The organism is Collinsella sp. MSK.8.10 (genome assembly GCF_019041915.1).
Classification (GTDB): Bacteria; Actinomycetota; Coriobacteriia; order Coriobacteriales; family Coriobacteriaceae; genus Collinsella.
The window spans coordinates 25,927-46,554 of sequence record NZ_JAHPYF010000002.1; the positions used below are offsets into that span (position 1 = coordinate 25,927).

The 20,628-nt window shown below is 61.2% G+C and carries 15 protein-coding genes and 3 tRNA genes; 10 read left to right on the forward strand and 8 right to left on the reverse strand.

Features of this window, described 5'->3' with window-relative positions:
* Positions 1-3 precede the first annotated feature (3 nt).
* From sufB to sufU, 4 genes are read left to right on the forward strand one after another with little or no spacing between them, the layout of a single operon-like run.
* A complete protein-coding gene (sufB, locus tag KTF55_RS03250; protein WP_022094821.1) occupies positions 4-1,416 on the forward strand; it encodes a Fe-S cluster assembly protein SufB in 1,413 nt (470 codons plus the stop codon).
* On the forward strand, positions 1,416-2,687 hold the full coding sequence (locus KTF55_RS03255; protein ID WP_217107916.1) for a SufD family Fe-S cluster assembly protein: 1,272 nt from the start codon (positions 1,416-1,418) through the stop codon (positions 2,685-2,687). Before sufB ends, KTF55_RS03255 begins: the two co-directional genes overlap by 1 nt.
* On the forward strand, positions 2,684-4,009 hold the full coding sequence (locus KTF55_RS03260; RefSeq protein WP_215673611.1) for an aminotransferase class V-fold PLP-dependent enzyme: 1,326 nt from the start codon (positions 2,684-2,686) through the stop codon (positions 4,007-4,009). The genes KTF55_RS03255 and KTF55_RS03260 overlap by 4 nt, the downstream gene beginning before the upstream one ends.
* Positions 4,002-4,436, forward strand: coding sequence for a Fe-S cluster assembly sulfur transfer protein SufU (gene sufU / locus KTF55_RS03265; RefSeq protein ID WP_138340649.1), 435 nt, complete (start codon positions 4,002-4,004; stop codon positions 4,434-4,436). Before KTF55_RS03260 ends, sufU begins: the two co-directional genes overlap by 8 nt.
* Before the next feature lie 66 nt (positions 4,437-4,502).
* On the opposite strand, the gene KTF55_RS03270 is transcribed toward sufU, so the two are convergent.
* Positions 4,503-5,492, reverse strand: coding sequence for a transposase (locus tag KTF55_RS03270; RefSeq protein ID WP_217107917.1), 990 nt, complete (start codon positions 5,490-5,492; stop codon positions 4,503-4,505).
* 222 nt (positions 5,493-5,714) lie between these two features.
* Here KTF55_RS03270 and KTF55_RS03275 point away from each other — a divergent pair, with 222 nt between their 5' ends.
* From KTF55_RS03275 to KTF55_RS03285, 3 genes are all read left to right on the forward strand, one after another.
* Entirely contained in the window at positions 5,715-6,449 is a 735-nt protein-coding gene (locus KTF55_RS03275; RefSeq protein WP_006235554.1) for an iron-sulfur cluster assembly scaffold protein, read from the forward strand.
* An 18-nt stretch (positions 6,450-6,467) separates the two neighbouring features.
* Positions 6,468-7,472, forward strand: coding sequence for a GGGtGRT protein (locus KTF55_RS03280; RefSeq protein WP_006235553.1), 1,005 nt, complete (start codon positions 6,468-6,470; stop codon positions 7,470-7,472).
* 256 nt (positions 7,473-7,728) lie between these two features.
* On the forward strand, positions 7,729-9,255 hold the full coding sequence (locus KTF55_RS03285) for an FAD-dependent oxidoreductase (protein ID WP_217107918.1): 1,527 nt from the start codon (positions 7,729-7,731) through the stop codon (positions 9,253-9,255).
* A gap of 346 nt (positions 9,256-9,601) precedes the next feature.
* On the opposite strand, the gene KTF55_RS03290 is transcribed toward KTF55_RS03285, so the two are convergent.
* From KTF55_RS03290 to KTF55_RS03300, 3 genes are all read right to left on the reverse strand, one after another.
* Positions 9,602-9,674: transfer RNA gene (locus KTF55_RS03290), tRNA-Lys, on the reverse strand.
* Between the two features lie 43 nt (positions 9,675-9,717).
* A tRNA-Lys gene (locus KTF55_RS03295) sits at positions 9,718-9,793 on the reverse strand.
* A gap of 22 nt (positions 9,794-9,815) precedes the next feature.
* Positions 9,816-9,892: transfer RNA gene (locus tag KTF55_RS03300), tRNA-His, on the reverse strand.
* Between the two features lie 166 nt (positions 9,893-10,058).
* On the opposite strand from KTF55_RS03300, the gene KTF55_RS03305 reads away from it, so the two are divergent.
* Both KTF55_RS03305 and KTF55_RS03310 read left to right on the forward strand, forming a co-directional pair.
* Positions 10,059-11,240 carry a pyridoxal phosphate-dependent aminotransferase gene (locus KTF55_RS03305; protein ID WP_217107919.1) on the forward strand — a complete coding sequence of 394 codons (1,182 nt, stop codon included), beginning with the start codon at positions 10,059-10,061 and terminating at the stop codon, positions 11,238-11,240.
* Positions 11,241-11,380: 140 nt separating this feature from the next.
* Positions 11,381-12,271 carry an ROK family protein gene (locus KTF55_RS03310; RefSeq protein ID WP_117746673.1) on the forward strand — a complete coding sequence of 297 codons (891 nt, stop codon included), beginning with the start codon at positions 11,381-11,383 and terminating at the stop codon, positions 12,269-12,271.
* A gap of 114 nt (positions 12,272-12,385) precedes the next feature.
* Here KTF55_RS03310 and KTF55_RS03315 read toward each other — a convergent pair whose 3' ends face one another.
* The 4 genes from KTF55_RS03315 to argS form a co-directional block, all read right to left on the reverse strand.
* A complete protein-coding gene (locus KTF55_RS03315; RefSeq protein WP_006235485.1) occupies positions 12,386-12,835 on the reverse strand; it encodes a VanZ family protein in 450 nt (149 codons plus the stop codon).
* Positions 12,836-12,842: 7 nt separating this feature from the next.
* Positions 12,843-14,243, reverse strand: coding sequence for a hypothetical protein (locus tag KTF55_RS03320; protein WP_217107920.1), 1,401 nt, complete (start codon positions 14,241-14,243; stop codon positions 12,843-12,845).
* A gap of 313 nt (positions 14,244-14,556) precedes the next feature.
* Positions 14,557-17,130: a transcription termination factor Rho gene (rho, locus tag KTF55_RS03325; RefSeq protein ID WP_371814730.1), complete on the reverse strand. Its 2,574-nt coding sequence runs from the start codon at positions 17,128-17,130 to the stop codon at positions 14,557-14,559.
* 790 nt (positions 17,131-17,920) lie between these two features.
* Entirely contained in the window at positions 17,921-19,774 is a 1,854-nt protein-coding gene (argS, locus tag KTF55_RS03330; RefSeq protein ID WP_217107921.1) for an arginine--tRNA ligase, read from the reverse strand.
* Positions 19,775-20,116: 342 nt separating this feature from the next.
* On the opposite strand from argS, the gene KTF55_RS03335 reads away from it, so the two are divergent.
* Positions 20,117-20,602, forward strand: coding sequence for a CarD family transcriptional regulator (locus tag KTF55_RS03335; RefSeq protein WP_022094807.1), 486 nt, complete (start codon positions 20,117-20,119; stop codon positions 20,600-20,602).
* Positions 20,603-20,628: the final 26 nt, after the last annotated feature.

Sequence of the window (20,628 nt, forward strand, 5' to 3'; positions counted from 1 at the left end):
GCAATGACCAAGAACCGCACCGAGGTCGCGGACATCGACCGCAGCCTCTACGACTTCACCTATGGCGAGGAGGGATTCGAGCGCCTCGACGCCGGCATCACGCCCGACATCGTGCGCGAGATCAGCGCCAAAAAGGACGAGCCGCAGTGGATGCTCGACCTGCGCTTAAAGTCCCTCGAAATCTTCAACCGCTTCCCGGATCCGACGTGGGGCCCCTCCATCGAGGGCCTGGACATGGATAACATCGTCACCTACGTCAAGCCCAACACCGACCAAAAGCACGACTGGGAGTCGGTGCCCGACGACATCAAGAACACCTTTGAGCGCCTGGGCATCCCCGAGGCCGAGCGCAGCTACCTGGCAGGCGTCGGTGCTCAGTACGACTCCGAGCTCGTCTACCACAACATGCAGGACACCGCGTCCAAGATGGGCATCGTGTACTCCGGTATTGAGGAAGCCCTGCACGACCCGCAGTGGGAACCGCTCATCCACGAGAAGTTCATGACGCTCATCCCGCCCACCGACCACAAGTTTGCGGCCCTACACGGCGCCGTGTGGTCGGGCGGCTCGTTTGTCTACGTTCCCAAGGGCACCAAGTTGGACTTCCCGCTGCAGAGCTACTTCCGCCTCAACGCCAAGGGCGCCGGCCAGTTTGAGCACACGCTCATCATCGTCGAGGACGATGCCGACCTGCACTTCATTGAGGGTTGCTCCGCGCCCAAGTACAACGTGGCCAACCTCCACGCCGGCGCCGTCGAGCTCTTTGTGGGCAAGCGTGCGCACCTGCGCTACTCGACCATCGAGAACTGGTCCAAGAACATGTACAACCTCAACACCAAGCGTGCGCGCGTGGACGAGGACGGCGACATCGAGTGGATCAGCGGCTCCTTCGGCAGCCACGTGGGCTACCTCTACCCCATGAGCGTGCTCAATGGCCGCCGCGCCCGCTCGAGCTTTACCGGCATCACCTTTGCCGGCGCCGGTCAGAACCTCGACACCGGCTGCAAGGTCGTGCTCAACGCGCCTGAGACCTCGGCAACGGTCGAGACCAAGGGTATCTCCAAGAGCGGCGGCATCCAGACGTTCCGCAGCTCCATCGTGGCCACGCCCAAGGCCGAGGGCTCCAAGGCAACCGTGAGCTGCCAGTCGCTCATGCTCGACGACCAGAGCCGATCCGACACCATCCCGGCCATGGACATCCGCGCCAAGAACGTCGACATCGGCCACGAGGCCACCATCGGCCGCATCGGCGACGACAAGGTGTTCTACCTGATGAGCCGCGGCATCTCGGAGGAAGAGGCCCGCACCATGATCGTCAACGGCTTTGCCAACCCGGTCTCCAAGGAGCTGCCGTTGGAGTATGCCGTCGAGATGAACAACCTGATCAAGCTCGAGATGGAAGGAGCGATCGGATAATGAAACAGACCACGAACACCGCTGCTACCACCCTTGAGCAGGTCAATGCGATGCCGGCTGCCACATGGGGCTGGCTGAAGATGAACCAGACCAAGCTCGAGCTCTCTGACGAGCTTGCCGCCGCTCCCGCCGAGACCGTTAAGGTTGAGGGCTTGGACGAGCAATTTGCTGGCGTGGCAGACGCGTTCGACGCCGCCATGGACGCCATGGCCGAGCGCTTCCCCGAGCGCCGCGCCTCCGCGCCCGGCGATGCCGCCGACCGCGCCCGCATCACGCCCGAGACCGAGCTCGACGTGCCCGCCACCTCCGTCTACCAGGCCGGTGCCATTAAGCTGGAGGAGGAGCTCTCCCCCGCTGAGGCCTTCGAGACTGGCATGGGCGAGGCTGCCTACACCTACCTGGCCGACCACGCCACCAAGCGCGTCGTCATCGATGTGCCCGCATACAAGCACGCCACGGTTACCGTGCGTGTGAGCGGTGTCGATGCCGCCGCGGCCATCGCCGCCATCGACGTCGTCGTCCGTCCCCAGTCGACGCTCGACCTGCAGATCACCCTGGACTCCCCCGTTGCCGGCGAGGGCGTCGTGGGATCCGTGCTGCGCGTGTGCGCCCACGAGTACGCCACCGTCAACGTGGCCTGCACGCAGACGCTCGACGATAGCTGGATCGCACTCGACGATACCGGCCTGTTCCTGGACGAGGGCGCGCGCGTCAACGTGCAACACACCGTCCTGGGTGCCGGCGCCAGCGCCACCGGCCTTGCCGGCGACCTGCTGGGCGATACCGCCAAGGTCACCATCGATACTGACTACCTTGGCGCCCGTGAGCAGGTGCGCGACTTTAACTACGAGCTGCGCCACCGCGGTCGCAAGACCGAGTGCGAGATCGACGCCAACGGCGTGCTGACCGGCACGTCCAAGAAGGTCTACCGTGGCACCATCGACCTCGTGCACGGCTGCAAGGGTGCAACCGGCACCGAGCGCGAGACGGTGCTTTTGGCCAACAAGGGCGTCGACAACAAGACCATTCCCGTCATTCTCTGCGACGAGGACGACGTCGCCGGCAACCACGGCGCCACCATCGGTCACGTCCGCGACGAGCAGCTGTTCTACCTCGCCTGCCGCGGTCTTGACCAAAACGCCGCCGAGGACCTGTTCATCCGCGCCAAGCTGGAGGACGCCGCGCTTTCCGCCACCGACGAGCGCACCCGCGCCGGCATCGTCCGCCTGGGCAACAACCTGATCGACAACTTTGAAGAGGAGCTCGCATGATCGACACCGAGCACGTTAAATGCGACACCTGTACCGCACCGGAGCCTATGGAGCTCGACGCCAGCGACGAGGCCTCGCGCGGCTGGCCTACCGTCGACATCGAGACCAATCCCTACAAGGCGCAATTCCCGCTTTTCCAGCAGCACCCCGAGATCGCCTTCCTCGATAGCGCCGCCACCGCGCAGCGCCCCGCCTGCGTGCTTGACGCCGAACGCGACTTCTACCAGCGCATGAACGCCAACCCCCTGCGCGGCCTGTACTCGCTGTCCGTCGAGGCAACCGACGCCATCGCGAAGGTCCGCCAGCAGATCGCCGACCTCATCGGCGCCTCACAGGCCAACGAGGTCGTCTTCACCCGCAACACGAGCGAGTCGCTCAACCTGGTCGCCAAGAGCTTTGCGCCCACAGTGCTCAAACCGGGCGACGAGGTCGTCATCACCATCATGGAGCACCACTCCAACCTGATTCCGTGGCAGCAGGTCTGCCGCGAGACCGGCGCCAAGCTCGTCTACCTCTACCCCACCAAGACCGGCCAGCTCACCACCGAGGAGGTTCTTGCCAAGGTGGGTCCCAAGACCAAAATTCTGGCCGTGGGTCAGGTTTCTAACGTGCTGGGCGTCGAGAACCCGGTCAAGAACCTCGGCAAACTCGTGCACAAGTACGGCGGCTACCTGGTCGTCGACGGTGCGCAGTCGCTGCCGCACATGCCGGTCGATGTGGCCGACCTGGGCGCCGACTTCTTTGCCTTTAGCGCGCACAAGGCCATGGGCCCCATGGGCATCGGCGTGCTGTGGGGCAAGATGGACCTGCTCAACGCCATGCCGCCCATGCTCACCGGCGGCGAGATGATCGATTCGGTCACCGAGCAGGACGCCGTCTGGGCGCCCGTCCCCGAGAAGTTCGAGGCCGGCACGCAGGACGCCGCCGGCATATTCGCCACGGGTGCGGCACTCGACTACCTCGTCAACACGGTTGGCTACGAAAACATCCAGGCACGCGAGCAGGCACTCGTCCACTACCTGATGGGCGAACTCATGCAGCTCGACTTTGTCCAGATCATCGGCTCCATCTACTGGGACAACCATCACGGCGTCGTCAGCTTTAACGTCAAGGGTATCCACCCGCACGACGTCGCGAGCATCATGGACATGGACGGCGTGTGCATCCGTGCCGGTCACCACTGCGCGCAGCCGCTGCTTACCTGGCTGGGCGTCGAGAACCTCGCCTGCTGCCGCGCCAGCGTGGCCTTCTACAACGACAAGGCCGACATCGATAAGTTCATCGCCGGCCTGCATCACGTTTGGAGCACGTTCAATGGGTAATCTGTACACCTCCACCACGTTTATGGAGCACAACTCGCACCCCGACTACAAGTACGAGATGGATGCCCCCACGCACGAGCACGACGGCATCAACCCCAGCTGTGGCGACGAGCTCACCTTGCAGCTGCGCGTCGAGAACGGTGTGATCGAGGAGGCCTCCTTTACCGGTCATGGCTGCGCCATCAGCCAGGCCAGCGCCGACATCATGGCCGACCTCATCACCGGCGAGACCGTCGAGGAAGCTCACCGCCTGGCAGAGCTCTTCCTCGCCATGATCCGCGGCGAGCAGCTCTCCGAGGAAGATCTGGAAGACCTGGACGAAGCCGCCCAGCTCCAGGACATCTCGCACATGCCCGCCCGCGTCAAATGCGCCGAGCTCGCCTGGCGCACCCTCGACGGCATGCTCACGGGACAAAATAATCAGTAGTATTTGTCCCAAATCTTAAGAATTTTGTTGGCCGAATCGCTTGACTAAGAGTGGTTCGGCCATTTTCTATTCCGAGAGCTCGGCCTGTGCCTTCACCCGCGCATAAGCGCGCACGATACGAGAGACGGTACTTTTGCCAATCCCGGTATACCGCTCAATCTGGCGCACCGTAAAACCGGCATCGTGCAATCCAAAAATAACGGTATCGCGCTGCGCCGGCGGTGCGACTTTAACCCCACGAAGCGGAACCCCTAGCTCCTTCGCCAACTTGTTGGCAAAGGCGTGGCGTTCCCACTCCGTCTCTTTCATATCGCACAGAGCTGGCTCACTGCCGTCGGGCGTCGAAAGCGAATAGGCAATAAAGCCCTCGGCAGAGCCAAAAAGCTCAAGCACGCAAGAAGGATCAGAAAATCCCCTCACGACATCGGCCGCGTCACCGTCGTAAGCGCACAAATGCTCCGCAAAGCTACTCCAGGGATAACGCTCGATTAGGCTAACGCCCGCCTCCTGCGGATCGGCGTGTACGGAGCGAATAGCCTCCATCACCTGCCAGTCGGTATCGAGCGAGCGCCGGTCAAAACGGTTCTGGAACAGATGCCCTGTGCGCCCCGTGCGTTTATTGAACCGCCGCGCGTACGTCAAAAGCAACCGGTGCATCGCCGCGCTCATCCTGTCCTCGTAATCTGTAAGCACCAAATGCACGTGATTGCCCATAAGGCACCAGGCGATAACCGTCACACCCTCCTCGCAGCAGCACTCGCGCATCAGCTCCAAAAACTCCCACCGGTCTTCATCGCCCTCAAAGATGAGCTGCTTGCCCGTACCGCGGGCACAGACATGGTAAAAGCCGGTAACCGTTTTCCAAACGCGCTGCATGGCGCTCCCTTCGCCGGGATCTGCTTGCCATCCAATACAGCACGATTGAAGCGTGCCATCAAAACATTCACGCAAAACAATACACTCGCGCGGCCAAAGGCAGTAATCAGGCGGCGAACGGCACCGTTGCAACAGGTCAACCCCTGTAACGCTTACAAGAGCTGACCAAAAGCTTGCCAAGAAGGACCCCCTCTACGGAAGTTCACGACCACATAACATAGGGTTAAACCGTTTCAATTAAAACTTCCGGACTTCTCGCTACGAAAACTGAGCCGTTCGCCGAATATTCCGTGCATTTCGCGGTATTATAGGGGCTGCATGTCATGTCCCTTTCGAAGGGTCGCCCGGCAATCGCCAGCCACGACCCCCAGACGGGACGCCAACACGATAGAGAGGAGAGGCATGCAGTACTCACAGGAAGTGGAGAACATGTGCCCCGTTGCCAAGGGTGCATACCACGGCCCCGCACCCATCCCCGAGGAGGGCAAGTGGGTCCAGGCTAAGGAGATTTCCGACATCTCCGGTCTTACGCACGGTGTGGGTTGGTGCGCACCTCAGCAGGGCGCCTGCAAGCTCACGCTGAACGTCAAGGACGGCATCATCGAGGAGGCCCTCGTTGAGACCATCGGCTGCTCGGGCATGACCCACTCTGCCGCCATGGCTTCCGAGATCCTTCCCGGTAAGACCATCCTCGAGGCCCTCAACACCGACCTCGTCTGCGACGCCATCAACGTTGCTATGCGCGAGATCTTCCTGCAGATCGTTTACGGCCGCAGCCAGACCGCGTTCTCCGAGGGCGGCCTGCCCGTGGGCGCCTCCCTCGACGACCTCGGCAAGGGCCTTCGCTCTCAGGTCGGCACCATGTTCGGCACCAAGGCCAAGGGCGCTCGTTACCTCGAGCTCGCTCAGGGCTACGTCACCCGCATGGCTCTCAACGACAAGAACGAGATCATCGCATTCGAGTTCCTGAACCTCGGCAAGTTCACCGACGCCGTCAAGGCCGGCAAGACCCCCGAGGAGGCCATCGCTGGCGCTATGGGCCACTATGGTCAGTGGGAGAACGCTGCCAAGTACATCGACCCGCGCACCGACGAGGAGACTCACTCCGTCGCCAGCGTGTTCCCGGTTCACGAGTAGAAAGGGAGGGAAATAACTATGACTGTTACGTTCGAAGGTTACGAGCGCCGCGCTGACAAGATCAACAAGTGCCTCGCCGACAACGGCATCGCCTCCCTCGAGGAAGCTCTGCAGATCTGCACCGACAAGGGCTTCAACCCGCGTGAGATCGTCAACAACACCCAGTCCATCGCCTTCCAGAACGCCGAGTGGGCCTACACCCTCGGTTGCGCTCTCGCTGTCAAGCGTGGCGCCAAGTCCGCTTCTGAGGCTGCCGCCATCATCGGCGAGGGCATCCAGGCCTTCACCGTTCCCGGCTCCGTCGCCGAGGACCGCAAGGTCGGTCTGGGCCACGGCAACCTGGGCGCTATGCTGCTCTCCGACGACACCGAGTGCTTCGCCTTCCTGGCCGGTCACGAGTCCTTCGCTGCCGCTGAGGGCGCTATCGGCCTGGCTCTGAACGCCAACAAGGCTCGTAAGAAGCCGCTGCGCGTCATCCTCAACGGTCTGGGCAAGGACGCTGCTCAGATCATCGCCCGCATCAACGGCTTCACCTATGTGAAGACCCAGTTCGACTACTTCACGGGCGAGCTCAAGGTCGTCGAGACCATCCCCTACTCCGATGGTCCCCGCGCCGCCGTCAACTGCTACGGCGCCGACGACGTCCGCGAGGGCGTTGCCATCATGTGGCACGAGAACGTCGACATCTCGATCACCGGTAACTCCACCAACCCCACGCGCTTCCAGCACCCCGTCGCTGGCACCTACAAGAAGGAGCGCCTCGAGGCTGGCAAGAAGTACTTCTCCGTCGCTTCTGGTGGCGGCACTGGCCGTACCCTGCACCCGGACAACATGGGCGCCGGCCCTGCCTCTTACGGCATGACCGACACCATGGGCCGCATGCACTCCGACGCCCAGTTCGCCGGTTCTTCCTCCGTGCCTGCGCACGTCGACATGATGGGTCTCATCGGCATGGGCAACAACCCCATGGTCGGTGCCACCGTCGCCTGCGCTGTCGCCGTCGAGGAGGCCCTCAAGGCCTAATCGCGCCCGCGCGATGCTCATATAGCTGAGCTTTGGAGCCGCTACCCACCCGGGTAGCGGCTCTTTTTGTTTGCGCTGTCGCAGGGTAGCTAATGTCGATATATCAGCTGGGGCGAAATACGAGATGTGAAGAGATGGAGCGCCAGAGCGTCCATGACGCCCACCTGCCATATTTGCCCTTTACCGATTTGCCGGGTCTTTGCGGCCCCATTGCCGATCACCCGTGCGACAATGCGCCGGACGAGAAAGGAATCCGATGGAATCGACTGATGTACTGGTAATTGGATCTGGCATTGCGGGCCTTTGCGCCGCCATCGAAGCGGCACGCACGGGCGCAACCGTCACCGTGGCAAGCGCCGGCAAGACTATGAGTGGATCGAGCTTCTTCCCCGGAACCTGGGGCCTGGGGCTTATCGGACCCGTTAACGAAGACGACGAACAAGACCTCATCGACACCATTCAGACCGTTGGTGGCGGCGTCGCCGACCCCGAGCTTGTCCAGACGTTTGTCCACGGCATTCCCCATGCAATTGAATGGCTCGAGCAAGACCTGGGCGTTGAGCTTCAGCGTCCGCAAAGCGCCGAGAGTGCTCAGCAAAAGCAGTTTATCCCCTGCTTTGACCACAAGACGCGCATGTGGCGCGGCCTCACCCGCAAGCCCCTTGAGGACGCTCTGACGACCTGGATCGAGTCGCTCGGCATTCGCCTGCTCCCCCGCCATGAGCTTATTGACCTTGTTGAGGACACGAACGGCAGAATAACCGGAACCGTACTCTACGACCTCACCGAAAATCGAATCGTGCCCTTTGCTGCCAAGGCCACGATCATCGCAGCCGGTGGCACAGGCGGCCTGTTCGAGCGCAGCCTTACGTCGGCTGATGTGCTCAGCTCCTCGCAGGCCATCGCGCTGGCGCACGGCGCAACACTTACTAATATAGAGTTCATGCAGATGATGCCCGGCTTCATCGAGCCTAAGCGCAACCTGGTCTTCAACGAGAAAACCTGGCGCTACGTACATGTAGACCAGCCGGTAGATATTGCCGACGACAAGCTGGACGACCTGCTCGAGCAGCGCTCTGGATATGGTCCCTTCACGTCATGCTTGGCCTCCCGCGCTATCGATCTCGTCATCGATCAGGCAGGTGCCGAAGGCCTGGCACTCCACTACGACTTCCCCCGCGAGGATGTCCCAGAGTTTGTGCAGACCTTTGCCACCTGGCTGCAAGACGAGCACGGCATCGCCCCGACTGACGAGATGCGCGTTGCGATGTATGCCCACGCCGCTAACGGCGGCATCAAGATCGATAAGACCGCGCACACGGGCGTTGAGGGCCTCTACGCTTGCGGCGAGGCGACAGGCGGCATGCACGGCGCCGACCGCATTGGTGGCTTGTCATGCGCCAACGGCATCGTATTCGGACGTATCGCGGGCGCATCGGCAGCCCTCACAGCGCAGAAAGAGCCTGAGGCGGCCCTGAAGGCGGATATCACCCTCCCCCAGTACGGCATTGCCACAACAGATGCCGAACGCCTGACACACAGCCTTAGGCACACGATGAGCACCTATTGCATGATCAACAGGACCGAAACAGGCCTATCCGAGGCCCTGCAACAGCTTGAAAGCCTGCAAGACGAAGCCACGGCTCTAAATAAGCCACATGCCAACGACAGCGAAATCGCTGCCCTCGCCCGCCCACAGTCGCAGATTCAGCTGGCGATGGAGATGGCCAAAGCCATGCGCAAGCGAACTGAAAGCCTGGGTTCGCACTATCGAGCAGACTAAATCGATTCTCACTTTGAGTTTGATCACAACTTCTCAACATGCATCGAGCCCCGTAAGCATGATTCCCCTAAGGAGAACACGCCTACGGGGCTTTAGCCGTGTTTCCCTAAGGGAATCACGGTGCAGATTACTCAGCTCCGCGCCCTTTCGGGTTCGACCCCATGCGTGGTCAACAAAAAACGACCAGCCTGAGCCAGTCGCTTTAACAATCTTTGGGTGGGCCGTCAGGGGGTCAGCCCGCTGCGCAGGCGGTCGCTGCGGCGCTCCGCGCCCCGACGGGTTCGACCCCATGTGAGGTTAACAAAAAAGCGACCAGCCTAAGCCAGTCGCTTTACCATGCTTTGGGTGGGCCGTCAGGGGGTCGAACCCTGGACCTTGGGATTAAGAGTCCCCTGCTCTACCAACTGAGCTAACGACCCAAAGCTAAAGTCCGTTGTGGCGGACTTTAGAGGAGATATCGTGTGGTGGGCCGTCAGGGGTTCGAACCCTGGACCTTGGGATTAAGAGTCCCCTGCTCTACCAACTGAGCTAACGACCCGATATCAACACGAAGCAAGAACTGGGGTGGGTAAAGGGACTCGAACCCTCGACCTACGGGACCACAACCCGTCGCTCTAGCCAACTGAGCTACACCCACCGTGTCCTGTGCGCTTCGCGCTCGACTATTATTGCAAGGAACGCCATGCGATGCAAGCCCCAATTTTCAAGAATTTTGAAAAGAGTTTTTTAGATCCATTTCGGGCAAATCCTACCGGTTCCATAGGAGTAAACTTGCCCCACTGCAAATGCTCGAAAGGACCGGCATGAAAGAACTCTCCAACCGTACGGCAGCGTTTACCGATTCCGTCATCCGCCGTATGACGCGCATCTCCAACAAGTATGACGCCGTCAACCTGTCGCAGGGCTTCCCTGACTTCGATCCCCCAGCGCAGCTACTCAACAGCCTGAGCGCCATCGCCAGCGACCCCAAGCCGCTCTATCACCAGTACTCCATCACCTGGGGCTCCCAGGCCATGCGCGAGGCGCTCGCTGCCAAACAGGAGCACTTTATGGGCATGCCGGTGAACCCCAACGAGAATATCGTAGTCACCTGCGGCTCCACCGAGGCCATGATGGCCGCCATGATGACGGTCACGAACCCCGGCGACAAGGTCGTCATCTTCTCGCCATTCTACGAGAACTACGGCGCCGACACGATCCTTTCGGGTGCCGAGCCCATCTACGTGCCGCTCAACCCGCCTGCGTTCGACTTTGACCGCGAGACACTGGAGGCGGCCTTCCGCGACAACGATCCCAAGGCCATCGTCCTGTGCAACCCTTCCAACCCCTGCGGCAAGGTCTTTACGCGCGAGGAGCTCACCTTTATCGCCGACCTCTGCAAAAAGTACGACGCCTACTGCATCACCGACGAAGTATACGAGCACATCGTCTACGCGCCCCACGAGCACGTCTATATGGCCACGCTGCCCGGCATGTTCGAACGAACCATTAGTTGCAGCTCGCTGTCTAAGACCTACTCCATCACCGGTTGGCGCTTGGGCTACACCATCGCCCCGGCCCAGATCACCGAGCGCATCAAGAAGGTCCACGACTTCCTCACCGTGGGCGCCGCCGCTCCCCTGCAGGAAGCTGTCGTCACCGCCCTCAACTTCGACGACAGCTATTACGATGAGGTCCTTGACCTCTATACCGCCAAACGCGACCTGTTCTGCCAGGGACTCGACAGTATCGGTCTTGAGCATAACGTGCCGCAGGGCGCCTACTACGTCATGATGGACATCTCAGAGTTTGGCTATGACAGCGACCTCGAATTCTGTGAGGACCTCGCGTCTAAAGTGGGCGTGGGCGCAGTGCCCGGCTCGAGCTTCTTCCGCGAGCCCGTCAACCATCTGATTCGTTTCCACTTTGCCAAGCGAGACGAGACGCTTAACGCGGCACTGGAGAACCTCAAGTCGCTACGTGATAAAATCAAGCCGCGCGGGTAAGGACGGCCCGGCAACTAAAGCAACCAAAGAAGCCTCGCACCGCCCGCCGCGTTGCGAGGCTTCTTTCTATAGCGCTTTCTTAAATGGTTTGAACTCTATACTTTAGTCACGGAGCAACTCGTCCCAGAGAGAGGAATATTATGGCAGAGCAGCAGCTTATCGGAGCGCTCGAGGCCGGCGGCACCAAGATGGTCTGCGCCACGGGCTATGCAGACGGCACGGTCCTGGAGCGTGAGCAGATTGCGACCACGACCCCGCAGGAGACCGTCGAGGCCGTCAACGCGTGGTTTGCCGACAAGGGCATCGCCGCGCTGGGCATTGGCGCCTTTGGCCCTACCGCAGTCAACCCCGCCTCGCCCCAATACGGCAAGATCCTGGAGACGCCCAAAACGGCATGGCGCTACTTTGACCTGCTGGGCACTATCCAAAACGAGCTCAATATCCCCTGCGGCTACGATACCGACGTCAACGTCGCCTGCCTAGGCGAGGTCACGTTTGGTTGCGCCAAGGGCCTTACCGATGTGGTCTACCTGACCATCGGCACCGGCGTGGGCGCCGGCGTGCTCTCGGGCGGTAAGCTCGTGCACGGCATGATGCATCCCGAGGCCGGCCACATCCTGGTCACGCGCGACCCGCGCGACACCATCGGCGAGCATAGCGCCTGCCCCTTCCACGACAACTGCCTCGAGGGCCTCATCGCCGGCCCCGGCGTTAAAAAGCGCTGGGATGGCAAGAGCGCCGGAGACATGGCCGATGACCCGGAGGCCATGGACCTGCTCGCCGGCTATCTGGCACAGGCGCTCATGACCTACACGCTGTGCTACGCGCCGCAAAAGATCATCATCGGCGGCGGCGTGGCCGACCACACCCCCATCGTGCCGCTCGCGCGCAAGAAGTGCGCCGAGATGCTCAACGGCTATATCGTCACGCCCGAGGTCAACGACATCGATAACTACATCGTCAACAACAGCCTCGAGGGCAAGCAGGGCATCATGGGCTGCCTGGCCCTGGGCGCACAGGCGCTTCAGTAGCAGACGCACCCACGGGGCGTGGCACGCCCGGCAAATCCGACCTACGGAACGACGCCACCACGCCTCATATAGGCCCTCAAATAAAAAAGGCCGCCTAGGACCAAACAATACGTCCTAGGCGGCCTTTTTGGCGCACATCAGCGACCGTAAGAGATATCGGAGCACAACGCCCGTTGCCGCTCCACAGCAGTCGATCATCACATCGGTGATCATTCCAGCGCGTCCCGGCACAAAGAGCTGAATCGTCTCGTCGATCGAAGGAATCAGCAGCAGGAACACCGCCGTGGGCAGCAGCACGTCAAAGGTGCGCCGGCCCTCAAAATCAAAGGCGTGCGTTGCCAGGATGCCGAGCACCATATACTCGGTAAAATGCGCGCACTTGCGAACAACAAAGTTGGTCACCCATTCATATGGAAGTCCCACGCCGTGCAGGAAACCGCGGATAGCTTCCATGACCGTTAGGCTCAGCGAGCCCGACCCCGAGCCGGGAACCAGCGAATTGCCCCAGATCAAGAGCGCCATCAGGCAGGTTACAACCGCCCATTTTCGATTGATCTTAACCATGTAGAAGTTATGCCTCCGCGCGGAGCGGCGCGAAGCTGGCGGTACCGCCCTCGATAACGCTCAGATAGGCACGGCCCGTACGCTTGGCGGTTGAGGACTGCAGGCGCTCGATCTCTTCCTCGAGGATCTGATTGACGCGCTCGTGACGACGGTTTTCCATAATGCCGGCGGCAATAGCCTCGGCCCGCTCGATGCTCTCGCGCGAGATACGGGCAGTATCCTCGGGGAACACAGCACTGTGACGGCCGACATAGGCGGGGGCAGCAGGCTGAGGGGCAGCGACGGGAGCGGGGGCTGCAACAGGAGCAGGCTCGTCAATCTCATCCAGAATCGCGGTGGCGGCGGCCCACATGTCCTCGTGGCCCGAGTAATCAGCCATGGGGACATCAACCTCGAGCGAGGCGTCCGGAAGGTCGCCGGTGTCGATGCGATCTTGGACATCAATCGATGCGGTGATGGCTGCAGGCTCATCGAGGTCATCAAGATCGATGTCCGCGGCACCGGAGATGATAGGCATGCTGGCGAGGTTTGCATTGTACGGCGCAGCCTCAGCCGCCTGCTGCTGGGCAGGAGCGCCCCACAGCGAGCTTTCGGCGGCACGGCGGGCGGCAACGGCCTCCTCGTCCGCAGTCATGGCTTCATCAACGTACGAATTGTCGGCAGAAGCGTTCGCGTCCGCCGAGGTAGCGTTGTAGGCGTTATTGGCTGCCGCGTTGGCAACGAGTGCCACGAAAGCCGCCGTGCTGCCCGCAGGGGCGGCCTGGGAACCAGACACAGCGCGTGCCGCGGCGGCGATGTCGTCGCGATTGAAGGAGCCGGTCTGCCCGCCGTTGGTGAGCTCGTCGATGGCGACTTGATAGACGTCGCGCGAGTGTGCAGGGTCGCAGCTCACCGGCGAATCGTCGTCGAGCATACTGTCGATCATGGACCAAGCCTCGTCCTCGTCCATAGCATCTGCGGCTCGAGCGATGGTAGGAACACCATCATCGGCATGACGGCGCTGGAACGCACCAGTCAGGCCGGAAAGGAATGCCGAGGTAGACTGCTCCGCCTGAGCCTGAGAAGCAGAAGCCGCAGCGTAAGGAGTCGAATCCTGCTGCTGAGCTGGAATCGAGGCGGTCTTGAACTCGCTTTGATGCTGATTGAGATTGGCGGCACCGCCCATGGCATCGGGTTGGAACAGACGCTCTTCACGCTGCGCACGATACTCGGAGATACCCAGCGAGGCGGCATAGATACCCACGCCCGCCACCGCGCCCACGGCGAAGGGAACCGCACCCGCCACGACCGTCTCGTTCACAGACGAAAACGGCAGCGTCGCGGCATACATAACCACGGGAGCGGCAAGGCCGATCCCGCACGAAAGTCCTGCAAGGACTGCTCGTTGTGTTGCATCAGAAGAAGCCATGAGCTCTCCCCATCTTCCAGCACCCAAATCGCATCATTCAGTTGGCTGCGCGAGAGAAGATGAAGCGGGGCTATGCCCCAAAGCAACGGTATATGGTTCGTTTCATCTGCGTTTTCCGTCGCGAAGCTTAAACGCTATTATGCGAAACCGCCCTGTCGATTGCAAGCGACGATGTCGGATTGAAACGGGAAACCTGCTGCTTGCCAGTCCTATGGTCAAAAATAAGCGCGGAGCGGCGATATAGAAAAGGGCCGAGGCTCAAAGCCCCGACCCTTTATTGCATTGATGACTATCGCTGCGTGTGGATGACAACCTAGAACGTCTGCTCGTAGTCGCTGTGCTTTTTGGCCGAACGCACCAAGAACTCCTGGTTGGTATTGGTGCCCTTAAGACCCTTGATAAACGATGCGGCCGCGCGCTCGGTGTTGTTCATGCCGGCAAGAATGCGACGCAGACCAAAGACAAACGGACGCATCTGCTCGTCGACCAACAGGTCCTCATTACGCGTACCGGAGGCAACGGGGTCGATAGCCGGGAAGATACGGCGGTCGGCCAGGTCGCGGTCGAGCTTAAGCTCCATGTTGCCGGTGCCCTTGAACTCCTCAAAGATGACCTCGTCCATCTTGGAACCAGTGTCGATGAGGGCAGAGGCCAGGATGGTGAGCGAGCCACCGTTCTCGATATTACGGGCTGCGCCCAGGAAGCGCTTGGGAGGATACAGTGCCGCCGAATCGACGCCGCCCGAAAGGATGCGGCCTGAGGCGGGCGCCGCCAAGTTGTAGGCGCGGGCAAGACGCGTGATGGAGTCGAGCACCACCACAACATCGCCGCCCAGCTCCACGATGCGCTTGGCGCGCTCGATGACGAGCTCTGCCACGCGAGTGTGGTTGTCGGCGGGCATATCGAAGGTCGACGCCACAACCTCGCCCTTGATGGAACGCTGCATATCGGTGACCTCTTCGGGGCGCTCGTCGACGAGCAGGCAGATGAGGTGCACCTCGGGGTTGTTAATCGAGATAGACTGGCAGATCTTCTTGAGGATCGTGGTCTTGCCGGCCTTGGGCGGGGACACGATCAGGCCACGCTGACCCTTGCCGATCGGCGACACGATGTCGATGGCGCGACCGGTAATGGAGTCCTTGCCGTGCTCCATGCGCAGCGGCTCGTTGGGATAGACCGGGGTGAGGTCGCCGAACTTGGGACGGTTGCGAATCTGCTCGGGGTCCAGACCGTTGACGGTCGTGATTTTGGCGAGGCCGGCGCGCTTGTCGCCGCCGCGCGAAGGACGCAGCGAGCCCTCGATGACGTCGCCCGTGCGCAGGCGCGCTGAGCGGATGAGGTGGGCGGGCACGAAGGCGTCGTCGTTGGACTTCATGTAGCCATGGGCGTGGATGATGCCGGAGCTGTCCGGGCGAATCTGCAGAATGCCCTTGATGTCGCGGAAGCCCTCTGCCTTCGCGGCGGTGACGTAGATCTCCTCGACGAGCTCGGCTTTCTTCTTGCCGGTCGTCTCGATCTCGAACTCCTTGGCCTTCTCGCGCAGTTCGGCGACCTTCATGGCAGCGAGCTCCTCGCGCGAAAGCGTGGGCTCGGTGGGGGCGGCGTTGCGCTCCTTGTTGCGCTGTTTGCGATCGCGCTGACGGTTGCGACGGTCGTTGTTGCGCTCGTCCTTGCGATCGTTGCGCTCCTCGTTGCGCTTGTGCTGGCGACGGTTGGAACGAGTGCCGTCTTCGCCCTCAGCGGGGGCGGCACCATCGGTTGCGGCGGCGCCGGCATTGGCCGCAGCGGCGTCATTGGCCTCGGCGCCGGAATCAATCTGCGCTTCGGCATCAGTCTGCTGCTCGGACGCCTTGGCCTTAGCGGACTTCTTACGACCGCGCTTGGGCTTCTCGGACGCAGACTGTTCGACGTCTTGGGGCTCGGCGGCATCAGTCGATGCATCGGCGGTCGTCTCGGCGGAATCCTCGGACGCACCCTTCTTGGCAGCCTTGGCCTTGGACGTGCGCTTAGCAGCAGTACGATGGCTGCGACCAGGACGGACGTCGGCGGGCTCGGCATCGGCGGGAGCGGCCTCGGAAGTCGTAGCATCCTGAACGGGTGCATCGACAGCAGTTGCAGACTCGGCGGTCGCCGCAGCATCCCGAGCAGCTGCGGCTGCGGCTGCGGCCTTCTCTGCCTCGACGAAGGCCTTGGGCTTGCGACCGCGACGGTGCGGGCGCAAAGCCGGATCGACAACGGGAACTTCGCTGGCCTCGACAGACGCAGCGTGCTCAGCAGGCGATGCGCCCTCCCCTGCCGTGGAACGGACCGAAGCCTCAGTGAGCTCGGGGGTTACCTGTTCAGCAACCTGCTCGGCCTTAACAGCCGTGCGACGGCGTGTGCGCGTTGCCGGCTTCTCGGTCGGCAGGTCGGCGGCAGGGGTCTCGGTGGCGGCAGGGGTCTCGGGCACAGACGGAGCTGCAAGCTCGGTCAGAGCCGCGGCCTCGCGCTCGGCAGCACGACGGCGGGCGCGCACCACCTGAGCCTCGCTAATCTGCGCCAACGCACGTGCCTGCGCGACCTCATCGGAAATCGACGCCGAGGAGTCAGCTGCAACGGTGCGCTTGGCGCGCGTCGTGCGCGTGGTACGGCGCTTGGGCTTGGTGACCTCCTCGCCGTCAGCGGCAGGCTTGGCCGTGCGGCGCATGCGCTTGGGCTTTGCCGGAGCAGCCTCCTCACCAGTTGCAGGCACGGCCTTCTCAGCCGCTGAAGGCGTAGGCGTCGAAGCAGCCTTAGACGTCTCAGGAGCCGAGGCTTGCGCGGGCGCCGCGACCTGGTCCGACGCAACCGGTGCAGCGGGAGCGGCTTGCGTCGTCGTTATTTCGTTTTCTTGCTGTTGATCAGACACAGTGTTTGCTCAACTTTCTTTTCAAGCCCTGTGATCACATGCTCCCTGCATAAACCTTCAGGGCGGCTAAACAGTCTAGCTCCGTCAAATACCGACGGACATCATTGATCTGTATCGAGATATTTGCGTCATATACGCAGCGTTAGTGTAACACAACCGCCGCCACCTGCAACTTAGTCATTGGGGACGTTCTTAAACGACTAGTCAAAAGGGACACTCCTCCTCAAAAGCGCCTTGAGATGTCGCGCCAGAGGAGTGAAGCCGTGGCACCCGGAATAGCCGCGCCACGAATCGCGCCCATCTACTACGTTTGCCCCCGAGCCCCTGACCATACCCTTGTTTTTTCAAAAACAACGAGTCTGCTACCTGCGGTTTTAATATCGTACTTTTCGGCATGGTTCGGGATATGCGTCCAAACGTAGGAGATGAGCCCAATTCGTGGCGGACGGTATCCCGCCACCCCTCCGCGAGACAAAAATGATCCATTTTCCTCCGTCCCCAAGGGACAATTTTCAAAACTACGCCGGATTACGCGGCCAGAATGCTGCAAGCCAACCATACCCTGCATTTTCAAGAAACAATAAGCCATCTACCTGCGGGTTTACTTTTGCTATTGGCACCATGGTCGCCAGTTAGCGATTCAGTCCCGTAAACCGGTATAGTTGCGATTTGGTAGCATTTCCCAGCAAACCAAATAGTCTCACCAAACGCAAAAAGCCCGACCTCCGCATGGAGATCGGGCTTATAGGGCTCAGCAAAGCCGAACCTACACGGTCAAATGATCCGTAGCTTACATCTGCTCGGGAGCGGAAACGCCAACGAGGGTGAGCACCAGGGCGAGCGTCACGCGGACGGCATCGCAAGCGGCCAGACGGGCGCGCGAAAGCTCGGGGTCGACGGGACGGCCCTCGCTCGGCAGCACCTGACAGGCAGCGTAGAAGCTGTGGAAGTCGCCGGCGAGTTCCTCGGCAAAGTGCGTCAGACGGAACGGGGCGCGGTCGCGAGCGCAGCTGGCGATGAGGTCGGTGAGCTCGTTGAGCTTACGCGAAAGGGCGAGCTCGGTCGGGTCGGTCAGCAGCGAGTAATCGACGTTCTCACCGATGGCCTTGGCGGCAACGGCCTTCATGCCCATCTCGTCAGCCTGCTCGGGCGTAACGTCAGCGGCACGGCGCAGGATGGAGCATACGCGGGCGTGAGCATACTGCACGTAATAGACCGGGTTGGAGTTGTCGCGCTTCTTAACGGCCTCAATATCGAAGTCGACCATCTGGTTGGAGCTCTTGGAGATGAGCGTGTAGCGAGCGGCATCGGAGCCGACCTCGTCGACGAGCTCCTGCAGGGTCACCATGGTGCCCTTACGCTTGGACATACGGACGGGCTTGCCGTTGCGCAGCAGGTTGACGAGCTGGCCCAGCAGAACCTCAAACTTGCCGGGGTAACCCAGAGCGTCGCAGACGCAGCGGACGCGCTCGATGTAGCCGTGGTGGTCGGCACCCCAGATGTCGATGACGTGGTCGACGCGCTGGAACTTATCCCAGTGATAGGCAACGTCGGAGGCGAAGTAGGTGTACTCGCCGTCGGACTTGATCAGGACGCGGTCCTTGTCATCGCCCAGGTCGGTGGAGCGGAACCACAGGGCGCCGTCCTTGGTGTAGAGGTAGCCCATCTTGTCGAGCTTCTCAAAAGCGCGGTCGACGGCGGAGGTGCCGGCGGTCTCGCCCTCGGTGTCCTTCACGTACAGCGAACGCTCGGAGTACCAACGATCGAAGTCGCAGTTGACGGCATGGCAGAGGTCGCGCATGTTGTCGACCATCTTTACGTAGCCGCGCTCGCGGAAGCTCTCCATGCGCTCCTGAGGATCGGCGTCGACCCACTTATCGCCGTCGGTGCGCCAGAACTCAGCAGCCTCGTCGATGATGTAGTCGCCGCCGTAGGAGTCCTTGCCCAGGGTCTCGGCAAAGTTGTCCTGATACGGATGGGTCTCGGGATGCTCGTCGTTCTCGTCGGCGACAAAGGCGTCGCGGTCGGCGATCAAGATCTTGTGAGCCTCGTCGATATCCACGCCCTGCTTGGCGATGATGTCGGCAAGCTGCATATAGCGCGTGCTGATGGAGTTGCCGAAGGTGTTCATCTGAGAGCCGTGGTCGTTGATGTAGAACTCACGCTGGATGTCGTAACCGGCGTGGTCCATGACGCGGCAGAGCGAGTCGCCCAGAGCGGCCCAGCGGCCGTGGCCGATGTGCATGGGGCCGACGGGGTTGGCAGAGACGAACTCGACCTGGGTCTTCAAGCCGCCACCGACGTTGGACTTAGCGAAGTCCATGCCCTTCTCGCGGGCCTCGCCAAAGATGGCATTCTTGACGGCGACGGAGAGGTAGAAGTTGATGAAGCCGGGGCCTGCGATCTCGACCTTCTCGATCGCGGGGTCCTCGGGCATATGGGCAACGACGGCCTCGGCGATCTTGCGCGGGGCACAGTGAGCCAGCTTGGCGGACTTCAGGGCCATGGTGGAGGTCCACTCGCCATGAGAAGTGTCAGCCGGTCGCTCGATGGCGCAATCGTCAAGTTCAAATGCGGAAAGGTCGCCGGCCTCCTGGGCCGCAGCAAGCGCAGCGCGTACCAGCTCTTCAATCTTCTCGGGCATAGGTCCTCCTTGTGTTAAAGCCCCCGAGCTCTTGGTCACTCGTAGGGCAAAAGCCAGAGTTTGTAGCACTCTATCACAAGCGGTAGCTACTGTCGCAGGGTAAAGCTAATAGATATTGCATATGCACAAAATTGACTACAGCTTGTATGGAGTCACTCAAAGATGCCAGTCTGCCTGCAAATTATGCACGCGTTGAAAATGCATAAAGGTGTGAATGAGCTGCGTCTTTTATCGAATACTCTTACCTATCAGAGTTGTGTGCTTTTCCTGCATAAAGTGAGGATTTGCGCACGTCAGCGTGTTATTCTAGACATACGTAAATTCGTATAAGTTGGAGGTAGCATGTTCTCAATCGGTCAACACGTCATTCATCCGGGTCAGGGAGTCTGCACCGTCGTCGGTTTTAGGGACGACACACCGCAGCCCATGCTGCTGCTCGAGACCAAGCAGGGACACGCGCAGACGATCCTCATGTACCCCGTGGCGCAGGCCGACCGTTTGCACGCCGCCATCTCTCAGCAAGATGCCGAGCACCTGCTGAGCCACTACGACGAGCTGGAGTGCGACACCTTTACCGAGCGCAACAGCTCACTTGAAGAGACGCACTTTAAGCAGCAGCTCAAGCTGGGTGCGCCCGAGACGGTCCGCGTGGCAAAGACCATGATGCACCGCATTCGCCAGGCCGAGGAAGCTGATAAAAAGCCCAGCTCCTACTACATGCGCGTACTCAAGGAAGCCAAGCGCCGCTCCATCGAGGAGTTCGCTGTGGCCTTGGGCGTCACCGAGGAGGACGCTGAAGCCCGCCTAGCCCAAGCTGCCCTCAACTAACCCAACCGCGCCAAAAACCACCACAA